Annotated in this window: 11 protein-coding genes; 7 read left to right on the top strand and 4 right to left on the bottom strand. The window is 68.7% G+C overall.

Going from position 1 to position 10,272, the window contains the following annotated elements; all coding sequences use genetic code 11:
- Positions 1 to 48: 48 nt before the first annotated feature.
- Positions 49 to 585, top strand: coding sequence for a DUF5946 family protein (locus E0H73_RS23020; protein WP_131359898.1), 537 nt, complete (start codon positions 49 to 51; stop codon positions 583 to 585).
- A 344-nt stretch (positions 586 to 929) separates the two neighbouring features.
- Positions 930 to 1,505 (top strand): transglycosylase family protein, encoded by a 576-nt coding sequence (locus E0H73_RS23015; RefSeq protein ID WP_238164180.1) that lies wholly within the window; start codon positions 930 to 932, stop codon positions 1,503 to 1,505.
- Between the two features lie 162 nt (positions 1,506 to 1,667).
- On the opposite strand, the gene E0H73_RS23010 is transcribed toward E0H73_RS23015, so the two are convergent.
- The 3 genes from E0H73_RS23010 to E0H73_RS23000 are packed head-to-tail and all read right to left on the bottom strand — an operon-like array spanning position 1,668 to position 3,571.
- The gene (locus E0H73_RS23010; RefSeq protein WP_131359894.1) at positions 1,668 to 2,318 is read right to left on the bottom strand and encodes a class I SAM-dependent methyltransferase; all 651 of its coding nucleotides are present in this window, start codon (positions 2,316 to 2,318) and stop codon (positions 1,668 to 1,670) included.
- A 4-nt stretch (positions 2,319 to 2,322) separates the two neighbouring features.
- Positions 2,323 to 2,964: a Pr6Pr family membrane protein gene (locus E0H73_RS23005; RefSeq protein WP_131359892.1), complete on the bottom strand. Its 642-nt coding sequence runs from the start codon at positions 2,962 to 2,964 to the stop codon at positions 2,323 to 2,325.
- A 40-nt stretch (positions 2,965 to 3,004) separates the two neighbouring features.
- Positions 3,005 to 3,571: a 2TM domain-containing protein gene (locus tag E0H73_RS23000; protein WP_131359890.1), complete on the bottom strand. Its 567-nt coding sequence runs from the start codon at positions 3,569 to 3,571 to the stop codon at positions 3,005 to 3,007.
- A gap of 79 nt (positions 3,572 to 3,650) precedes the next feature.
- Here E0H73_RS23000 and E0H73_RS22995 point away from each other — a divergent pair, with 79 nt between their 5' ends.
- The 3 genes from E0H73_RS22995 to E0H73_RS22985 all read left to right on the top strand — a co-directional run bounded on the left by E0H73_RS22995 (position 3,651) and on the right by E0H73_RS22985 (position 6,983).
- The gene (locus tag E0H73_RS22995) at positions 3,651 to 4,250 is read left to right on the top strand and encodes a TetR/AcrR family transcriptional regulator (RefSeq protein ID WP_131359888.1); all 600 of its coding nucleotides are present in this window, start codon (positions 3,651 to 3,653) and stop codon (positions 4,248 to 4,250) included.
- 91 nt (positions 4,251 to 4,341) lie between these two features.
- Complete coding sequence (locus E0H73_RS22990; protein WP_131359886.1) at positions 4,342 to 4,854, top strand: AAA family ATPase; 513 nt, start codon at positions 4,342 to 4,344, stop codon at positions 4,852 to 4,854.
- A gap of 35 nt (positions 4,855 to 4,889) precedes the next feature.
- The gene (locus tag E0H73_RS22985; RefSeq protein ID WP_131359884.1) at positions 4,890 to 6,983 is read left to right on the top strand and encodes a molybdopterin-dependent oxidoreductase; all 2,094 of its coding nucleotides are present in this window, start codon (positions 4,890 to 4,892) and stop codon (positions 6,981 to 6,983) included.
- Here the strand turns inward: E0H73_RS22985 and E0H73_RS22980 are convergent.
- Entirely contained in the window at positions 6,980 to 7,993 is a 1,014-nt protein-coding gene (locus E0H73_RS22980) for a LacI family DNA-binding transcriptional regulator (protein ID WP_131359882.1), read from the bottom strand. The genes E0H73_RS22985 and E0H73_RS22980 overlap by 4 nt on opposite strands.
- A gap of 429 nt (positions 7,994 to 8,422) precedes the next feature.
- Between E0H73_RS22980 and E0H73_RS22975 the strand changes: the two genes are divergently transcribed.
- Positions 8,423 to 9,172 carry a sugar phosphate isomerase/epimerase family protein gene (locus tag E0H73_RS22975; protein ID WP_131359880.1) on the top strand — a complete coding sequence of 250 codons (750 nt, stop codon included), beginning with the start codon at positions 8,423 to 8,425 and terminating at the stop codon, positions 9,170 to 9,172.
- On the top strand, positions 9,169 to 10,266 hold the full coding sequence (locus E0H73_RS22970) for a Gfo/Idh/MocA family protein (RefSeq protein WP_131359878.1): 1,098 nt from the start codon (positions 9,169 to 9,171) through the stop codon (positions 10,264 to 10,266). Before E0H73_RS22975 ends, E0H73_RS22970 begins: the two co-directional genes overlap by 4 nt.
- Positions 10,267 to 10,272: the final 6 nt, after the last annotated feature.

The raw sequence follows: 10,272 nt of genomic DNA, 5'->3' as shown, positions 1-10,272 counted from the left end.
CGGCGAAATCCAGCTGCCGGACGGCGGGGCCCGTGCTTCGATCAACGAGTGAACCCGCCGGATGACACGCACGAATCCCGCCGCTGCCCCGGCTGCGGCGCCGATCTCCCGCGCTCGGACTGGCCGGGCGAAGCCAAGAACAGCGCCTCCCCCGAGTGCCTGGAGGTCTCCGGTCAGCTGCTCGGCTTCGAGATCGAGCACCAGGCCAGGCTCGGCTACCTGCACCAATTGCGGATCGACGCGTACGGCGGCCAGCACGTCCTCCCGGGGACGCCGCCGATCGGGCCGGTGTTCGCGCTCAACGGCCTGTACATGTACCTCGAGCGCGGTTCGGGCAACCTCGATGTACGTACGGCCCACGGCATCATGGCCAATTCGTACGACGACTGGCCGGTGCTCACCCCACCCGCGACGGTCGGCCGGCTGACGGCGTACGACGTCCTGACGGCAGGCGGGGTCGACGAGGTGGAGTCGGCGCTCATCATGTGGGCCGGACAGGTGTGGGATTCCTGGCCGGACGACGTCCAGGATGTGGTCCGAAAGTTGACCGTAGAACTGGTCCCGGAGCGCTGTTTCCAGCGCTAGAAACCGGTCGGTTCCGGGCCTTGGTTGCCCCGCCCAGCGGGCCTCGAACCTCGGCGCATCAGGCCGGAAACCGTTCTGTTGTTGGATTTTCACTTCCTCAAAGGCCAGAAAAAAACCGGGGCAGATTCCCCGAATGGTCTTGCGCTCCGCGCCGACGTCGCACAGGATGACAAACGTTGCGTCGTTACCATGGCGTGATCATTCGGTCGCTGTCCTGTGACCTGTCCGAATGCCCCCACCCCTGCACGGGGGGCCTGGTGAGTTCCACCATGCCCAAGCTCACGAGGAGCGCTTTTCCGATGTCCAAAGCACGACATGCGCGCCCCCGGCGAAGTACCCGCCGGGTGGCACGGACCCTCACGATCGCCGGCCTCGGGGCCGGCATCACCGCCGCCGGCGCCGGAGCGGCGTTCGCGACCGACTACACGGTCAAGCCCGGCGACACCCTCTCCGAGATCGCGCAGGCCAACGGCGCCGACTGGCACCAGCTGGCCAGGATCAACAACCTGCAGGACCCCGATCTGATCCTGATCGGGCAGACCCTGTCGCTGGACGGCGTGACGAAGGCCGCCGCTCCGAAGCGGGTGACGACCAAGAAGGTCGAGACCAAGAAGGTCCGCAAGACCGAGCGCAGGGTCAAGACCAGCCGGTCCGAGGACCGCCCGGCGGCCGGCGGCCGCGCAAACCTGAGCGGTGCCTGGGCGAAGGTCGCCAACTGCGAATCCAGTGGGAACCCGCGGGCCGTCAACCCGGCTGGGTACTACGGGCTGTTCCAGTTCGACCGGCAGACGTGGCGCAGCGTCGGCGGCTCCGGCAGCCCGGCGAACGCGTCGGCGGCCGAGCAGCTGATGCGCGCGAAGAAGCTGTACGCCCAGCGCGGCGCTTCCCCGTGGCCGGTCTGCGGCCGCTACCTCCGCTGATCTGACCCCATACTCCATCCGGCCGGGCGGTGGTAGACCGTCCTCCCACCGTCCGGCCGGGCCCTCGCGTCCCTGGCGTCTGGCGCTCCCCACCCAACGTGGCGGGTCAGTGCGCAACTCATCCGTGATCGCGACGGGTGGGGAGCACCAGACGTCAGTGTCTCAGGTCCGGGTGATGACCAGCATCTCGTTGGCACCGACCTGGAACTCGTACGGCACCTTGCGGGTCTCCCAGGTGATGCCGTCCAGCTCGTCCAGGATCTCCGGCAGGAACGGTACCGGCTCGCCGGCGCCCTGCAGCACGAGCGGGAAGATGCGTACTTCCGCATTGCTCACGCGGATCAGTTCGCGCAGCGCCGCCAGATGCCAGTCGCGGTCGTACTTGTCCGCCCAGGTGAACAGCAGGTGCGAGCACAGCACCAGGTCGAACCGCCGGTCGCCGAACGGAAGCTCCGGCAGCCCGGCCGCGATGTAGCGCTCGGGCGCGATGGACACGTCCTGCAGGAACCGGTCGGCCGCCTCGATCCTGTACTGATCCTTCCGCTCCGGCGATCCGTACCAGTGCCAGACGAAGCTCCCCTGGTGCTCGTCCACGATCCCCGCGGTCGCGGGCAGGCTGCGCCGAACGGTGTCGACGAGCTCGGACGGCTCCAGCTCGTACGCCGGATCGGCCGCGATCGCGTCGACGCCACGCGCGGCGGCCTCGGCGGTGAAGCTCGCACCGCCCGCACAGCAGTCGAGCACGGAGTCAGGGAGTTCTCTCAGGTCGAACATCGCTTCGTACTCGGCGTACGAGCGCGAGGTCACCAGCACGGGTCTACCTTTCGACGGTTGTCTTCCGGTGCAGGCGGCGATCCAGGAAGGATGCTCCGGCCGCCAGAGCCAGGAACAGTACCGCGACCAGCAGACAGTTCAGCAGCACCCGTGCGTACCCGTGCTCGCCGACATCCACGAACGGATACGGGTAGAACCCGACGAACTCGCCGCGGACCAGCGTGAACACCAGCCACAGCAGCGGGTACACGATCGACCACCGCACGATCCGGAGATCAGTGGCGCCCCGCGGACCGAACAGCAGCCACCCGAGTACGCCGAGGATCGGCGTCGCGGTGTGCAGCAGGAAGTTCGCCACTGCCGCCCATCCGGCCAGGTCGTCGAGGCCGGCCAGCGCCACGTGGTAGACGACCCCGGTCACCGCGATGCAGAGAACACCGTTCAGCCGCAGCGTCTTGAACAAGGTGCTCTGGCGCCGGTCCGGCTGCAGAGCCAGCATCAAGACCGTTGCCCCCAGCAGCAGGTTCGACTGGATCGTGAAGTACGCGAACACGTTGAGCACCCGCTCCGGGTTGTCCCGGAAGAACCCTTCGGTCCCGTTCGCCGTCACGAACAGCTGCACCACGATGCCGGCCGCCACGGCGAACGCGGTGACCCCAGCCCAGACCCGCCCGGTCGTCGTCATGTCCGCAATGTACGACGGCCGGACGGTGGACCCGGGGACCTCAGACGGACTGCTTCTCGCGCGGCGCCCGGTCCTGGTCATCGGACGCATCGGTGCCCTGGAAGCTGTAGCTGAACGAGACGATGGCGTCGATCACGAGCACGATCGTCCAGGTCCACGCCGGGGCGAGGACGGCGTCGTACCCCTGCCCGGAGAGGAGGCCGAGGGCGATCATGATGCCGACACCGACGACGTACGCGAGCAGGTGGTGGTACCAGCCGGTGCGCTCGCGACGGGCCCGCTCGGGACCACGCTTCGGCGGCTTGACCGGACGCGGCGCACCACCCATATAGTGCGCGGCCCACTTGTCCGCCCACTTCAGTGTCTGGTGGCCGAAGCCGACGCTGACACCGATGAAGATCGCGGCCAGCGAATGCTTGAACGACGGTTCGCCGCCGCGATGGATGTCGATCACGCTGGCGACCAGCATGACCACGTCGACCAGCGGCACCGCCGCGAGCAGGACCAGGCCGGCCTTCGGGTGCCGGAGCAGATAGCGCGTCGCGAGTCCGGCGGCGAGCAGGACCCAGAACCCGATCTCACACCCGGCGATCACAGCGAGCAGCACAGTGGTTCACCCTCCCGAGACGTTTATTAGTACGACTGTGTTGTGAACGACAGTAACACGGCTGTGCTAAAAAGGGCACATGCCGAAGATCGTCGACCACGACGTCCGCCGCGAGGAGATCGCCCAGGCGCTCTGGCGGGTGGTCCGCCGCGACGGCGTCCGCGCCGCCTCGGTCCGGACCGTCGCTGCCGAGGCCGGCTGGTCGCCCGGCGCCGTGCGCTACTACTTCCCCGATCAGGAAGGTCTGCTCAGCTTCGCGATGGACCTGGTGGCGCGCCGGGTCGGCGACCGGATCAGCGCGGTGGAGGTCGAGGGCAGCGCCATGACGATCGCGCTGCGTTACCTCGAGGAGGCTCTCCCCCTTGATGCCGAGCGGCAGGCCGAGTTCGACGTCTGGCTGGCATTCATGGCGCAGGCCCAGGCCGAATCCGGGGCCGGCGGCCTGCACGGACACGTCGACGCGGTGCACGACGGCCTGCGCCAACTCTGCGAATCGCTGCTCCAATCCCTGTCCGAGGCCGGCGGTCTCCGGGAGGGTCTGGATCTGCGTCGCGAGGCCGAGCTTCTGCATGCCCTGATCGACGGCCTGGCCCTGCATTCGGCCATCCAGCCCGGCCGGACCACACCGGCCCGGATCCGGCAGTTGCTCCGGCACCACCTCGAGACACTGCTTGCCTGAAACCCCTTGCACACGAAGCTTTTCTGTCCGATCACAGACAAGATTCGGCGAGACCGGACCAAAACCTTGCGCCGCGTGGCACGATCACCGCATGGAGTCCGAGGGGGTGATCGTCGTCAGTGGGATCATGGCGGCCGGGAAGTCGACGGTTTCCCAATTACTGGCCGAGAGATTCCAGTACGGCGTCCATCTCCGGGGTGACGTTTTCCGCCGGATGATCGTCAGTGGACAGGCCTCGATGGCCGACGACATGGCCGAGGCCCAGCGGCAGCTCCAGCTCCGGTACCGGCTCGCCTGCCAGGCCGCCGACGGGTACGCGCAGGCCGGTTTCACCGTGGTCCTGCAGGACGTGGTCATCGGTGAACTGCTGCGCGAGTTCCTGGACGGGATCCAGACCCGACCGCGCTATCTCGTCGTCCTGACGCCGCGACCCGAGGTGATCTCCAGCCGGCTCGGCGGGGCGTACCACCTGGTCGACGAGCTCGACTACGAGCTGCACGCGTTCACTCCGCGCCGGGGGTTGTGGCTGGACAACTCCGATCTGTCCGCCGGCGAGACCGTCGACGCGATCCTCGGCCGCCTGGACGAGGCGCGCTTCGAGTGATGACCGGACAGGCTACCCAGGGGTAGTTTGGCTGGATGGCGACCACAGTACGGCGGACCTCCTGCAACCTGTGTGAAGCGATCTGTGGTGTGCTCGTGACGGTCGACGACGGCCGGGTCACCGACATCCGCGGCGACGAATCCGACCCACTGTCCCGCGGTCACATCTGCCCGAAGGCCGTCGCGCTCCGCGATCTCCAGGAGGACCCGGATCGGCTGACCACACCAGTACGACGTACCGCCGACGGCTGGCAGGAGATCGGCTGGGACGCGGCGTACGAGCTGGTCGTCAGCAGGCTGACCGAGATCCGGCGTGAGCACGGGCGGAACTCGGTCGGCGTCTACCTCGGCAACCCGAACGTGCACAGCCTCGGTGCGCTTACCCACCTACCGACGATGGTCAGGCAGCTCCGCACCCGGAACCGGTTCAGCGCGACGTCGATCGATCAGCTGCCGCACATGCTCGCGTCGTACCTGCTGTACGGCCACCAGTTGATGGTCGCGGTGCCGGACATCGACCGGACGTCGTACCTGCTGATGCTCGGCGCCAACCCACTTGCTTCGAACGGCAGCATGATGACTGCGCCCGGCTTCGGTCGACGACTGAAGGAGGTGCGTAAGCGCGGCGGCCGGGTCGTGGTCATCGACCCGCGTCGGACCGAGACGGCAGCGGTCGCCGACGAACACCACTTCGTGCGGCCGGGCACCGACGCCGCGTTCCTGCTCGCGCTCATCCATCAGGTCATCGCCGACGGACACGCGCAGCCGGCGTCGTACGTCGACGGGTTCGCGGCGGTCAAGGCGGCGGTCGAGCCGTGGACTCCGGAGCGGGCAGCCGCCATCACCGGGATCGACGCGGACGTGATCCGACGGATCGCAACCGAGTTCGCGACCGCGGACAGGGCCGCCTGCTACGGGCGGGTCGGGGTGTCGACGCAACAGTTCGGCGCGATCTGCCAGTGGGCGATCCAGGTGCTCAACATCATCACCGGGAACCTTGACCGGCCGGGCGGGACGATGTTCCCGCGGCCGGCGGTGAACGCGTTGCTCGGTCTCGGCCGCGGTCACATGGGATTGTGGAAGAGCCGGGTCCGTGGGCTGCCCGAGTTCGGCGGCGAGCTGCCGGTGTCGACGATGGCCGAGGAGATCCTGACGCCGGGCGACGGCCGGATCCGGGCGATGGTGACGGTCGCCGGCAATCCGGTGCTGTCCACCCCGAGCGGCCGTCGTCTGGACGAGGCCCTCGACACGCTCGACTTCATGGTCGCGGTCGACCCGTACATCAACGAGACCACCCGGCATGCGGACGTGATCCTGCCGCCCGCGCCACCGCTCGAGCGCGACCACTACGACGTGATCTTCCACCAGCTCGCGGTGCGCAACACGGCTCGCTGGAACGACGCCGTACTGCCGAAGCCGCCGGAGGCACGGCACGACTGGGAGATCTTCCGCGACCTCGGCCTGGCCCTGGTACGCCGTACTCCGTGGAGCCGGCGCAAGGTCGAGGTGATGGCGCGACTGCGGATGTCGCCGCGCCGGATCGTCGACCTCGGACTCCGGATCGGGCCGTACCGGTTGTCGCTGCGGAAGCTGCGGAAGTCGCCGGGCGGGGTCGACCTCGGGCCGCTCCAGCCGGCGTTGCCCGGGGCGCTGCGAGGCAAGAGCAAGCGGGTCGACCTGGCCCAGCCGATGATCCTGGACGACCTGCCGCGGCTCGAGTCGCTGGTCGCTCTCGACGACGGCGGGCTGTTGCTGATCGGGCGGCGGCATCTGCGCAACAACAACTCGTGGATGCACAACTCGGCCCGGCTGGTGAAGGGCAGGCCGCGGCACCAGCTGCTGATGAACCCGGCCGACCTGGCCGAGCGCGATCTCAAGGACGGACAGCTGGTCACGGTGGCGTCGGCGGCCGGATCGGTCTCCGTGGAGGTTGCTGCGAGCAACGACATGATGCCGGGGGTGGTCAGCCTGCCGCACGGTTTCGGGCACGGCCGCGAAGGTGTCCGGCTGACTGTGGCGAGTCAGGTCGCGGGAGCGAGCGCGAACGACGTCACGGACGCCGGGCTCACCGACACCGTCGCCGGCACTGCCGCGGTGAACGGCGTACCGGTGACGGTGACGGCGGCCTAGACCGGCGGTGGGCCGGAGCTGTCGCGGACGATCAGCAACGGTGTCGAGTAGAGGTGCGCCTGTGGGCGGGCGCCGTTGAGCAGGTCGAGCAGCCGGTTGGTGACCTCGGCGCCGTACCCGATGATGTTGTGGCTCATCGCCGTCAACCGCGGGTGCGTGATCCGGCACAGGGTCGAGTCGTCCCAAGCGACCAGTGTGACGTCCTCCGGTGAGCGCGACCCAAGCCCGTGCACGACGGCCAGACCGGCCACGGCCATCAGGTCGTTGTCGTAGATGATCGCGGTCGGCCGGTTCGCGGCGGCCAGCAGGTCGCGTGTCGCCGCGGCACCCTCGTCGGCGGAGAAGTCCGTGTGCACGACGCGGACGTCCAGGCCGAGTCGCCGGCCTGCCGTGGCGTACGCGCGGTCGCGGATCCAGACATCGCCGTACTCCGGTGGTCCGGCGACGCGGGCGACCACGCGGTGGCCGAGCGACGCGACATGGTCGAGCGCCGCGTTCATCGCCGCCGTACCGTCGGTCCAGACACACGGCATCCCGTCGGACAGCTCCGGGTCGGCGACCAGCACGGCCGGCAGCCCGAGCTTGCGGAGCAACGGGATGCGCGGATCGGCAACCCGCAGGTCGACCACGATCACGCCGTCGACCCGGCGTTCCGCGGACCACTTCCGGTACGTCGCCAGCTCTTCGTCCAGGTCCGCCACCACCTGCAGCGCGAGCGCGTAGGACTTCTGTGAGAGCACGGACTCCACGCCGCCCACGAAGCCCATGTAGAACGGTTCCTCGGTCAGGGTCTCCGCGGTCCTGGCGAGGACGAGCCCGAACGTCTCACTCCGCGCCGCGGACAGCTGGCGAGCGGCCCGGTTGGGCACCCACTCCAGCTCTTCCGCGACCTTCAGGACCCGCGCCCGGGTGGCCTCGGAGACCCCGGGCTGGTTGTTCAGCGCGTACGACACCGCGCCTTGGGAGACGCCCGCGCGGCGGGCGATCTCTTTGATCGTGACTCGGGGCACGACGGCCTCCTCGCAGGGCGGCCGGACCGAGGACGGTCGGTCCGGAATCCTTCAGTGTGCGCCCCTTTCCACACCGTGTCACCACTCCGGCGCGGAGGGTGACTGTTTGATCAAATCCCCACCCCCTCCCCCACCCTTTCCCACCGGAGGGGATCTCCCCTCCAGTTGTGGGTTCTGCACTCGTCTACGAACAGAGAAGGCACGTTTCGAGGGGATATCCCCTCGAACGCGGAGGCGGTGGGTCAGGGCCGGCGGACCGGAGGCGGTGCGTGGGGTGATGGGTGGGAGGTGACCGCCCAGTGGTTGGGCGGAGGGTGGTGTGGGCGGGGCCGGGTGGGATACCGTTGCCGTCGTTACTTAACCGGTTCGGCAATCAAGTCGGCGAGGATCCCAGGGCAGCGGGAGAGCCGCCGGCGACGAGGAGAAACCATGGTCGCAGTGGACAACCTGTCCCTCCAGTTGTACACGGTCCGGGGCAAGCTCGAGGAGGACTTCGACGCCACCCTGGCCCACATCGCGCAGATCGGCTACACCAAGGTCGAGCCCTTCGGTGTGACGAACTTCGCGGACCGCCTGGCCGAGGCGCTGCCCAAGTACGGACTGTCGGCACCCACCACGCACGCCGGCCTGCTCCGCGACGAGAGCGGCCCGATCTACGCCGCGGCGAAGCGGCTCGGCATCACCACCGTGATCGACCCGCACACGGACCCGGCCCGCTGGCAGGCGGCCGACGACATCAAGGCCATTGCCGAAGGCCTGAACAAGGCCGCGGTCGAGGCCGCAGACCACGGCATCACGGTCGGCTACCACAACCACCAGTTCGAGCTCGAGTCGAAGATCGACGGTGTGCACGGGCTGGAGATCCTCGCGGACAACCTGTCCGACGAGGTGATCCTCGAGGTGGACACCTACTGGGCCGCCGTCGGTGGCGCCGACGTCACGGCCCTGCTGGCCAAGCTCGGCGACCGGGTGAAGGCGATCCACGTCAAGGACGGCGACGGCACCCTGAACAACAAGGCCCAGGTGGCGGTCGGCGACGGCAGCATCGCGGTCCGCGACATCCTGGCCGCGGCACCGAACGCGCTGCGGGTGGTCGAGCTCGACGACTTCACCGGCGAGATCTTCGACGCGGTCGAAGGCAGCTACAAGTTCCTCACCGGAGAGGGCGCACCTGCATGAGTTCAGTCGGAGTAGGTGTGATCGGCGCCGGAGTCATCTCCGACGCCTACATCAAGAGCATGCAGAGCTTCCCCGACCTGAAGGTGCACGCCATCGGCGACCTTCGGCCGGAGGCGGCGAAGGAGAAGGCCGAGCAGTACGGCATCGAGGCCCACGGTGGCCCCGAGGCCGTGCTGAACCATCCGGACGTCGAGATCGTGGTCAACCTCACCATTCCGATCGCGCACGTCGAGGTGGCGCTGGCAGCGGTTGCCGCGGGCAAGCACGTGTGGAGCGAGAAGCCGTTCTCACTGGATCAGGACAGCGGCCTCAAGCTGCTGGCGACGGCGCAGGACGCGGGCGTGCGGCTGGGCTGCGCGCCCGACACCATCCTGGGTCCGGGCCTGCAGGAGTCGCGCCGGATCATCGAGCGCGGTGACATCGGTCAGCCGATGACCGCGCTGACCCTGATGCAGTCACCCGGCCCGGAGTCCTGGCACCCGAACCCGGCGTTCCTGTTCCAGGAGGGCGCAGGCCCGCTGTGGGACATCGGCCCGTACTACCTGACCACGCTGGTGCAACTGTTCGGTCCGGTCGCGGCCGTCGCCGGGATCGGGTCGAAGTCGCGGGAGAAGCGCACGATCGGCTCCGGTCCGCTGGCCGGCACCGACTTCGACGTGACCGTGCCGACCCACGTCAGCACGATCGCGCGGTTCGAGTCGGGGCAGTCGTCGCAGAGCATCTTCAGCTTCGACTCGCCGCTGTCGCGGGGCGGGTTCGTCGAGATCACCGGCGCGGACGCGACTCTCGCCGTACCGGACCCGAACGGGTTCGACGGTGCGATCAAGATCCGCCGTCGTGGCACTGACGACTGGGAGACCATCGCCGAGACGAAGGCGGTCGCGCAGCGCGGCACCGGCGTACTCGAGATGGCGCGGGCGATCCGGGCCGACCGGCCGCATCGCGCGACCGGGGCGCTGGCGTTCCACATCGTCGACGTGATGGCCTCCATCACCGAGTCGATCGACACCGGTGCGTTCGTCGACGTGAACAGTACGGTCGAGGTCGCGGCGATCCTGCCGGACGACTGGGACGTCACCGCGGCGACCCTGTGAGTCCGG

The organism is Kribbella pittospori, assembly GCF_004331465.1.
GTDB lineage: Bacteria > Actinomycetota > Actinomycetes > Propionibacteriales > Kribbellaceae > Kribbella > Kribbella pittospori.
Note: the sequence above shows the minus strand (reverse complement) of the source record. Positions and strands in the feature narration are given on the sequence as shown.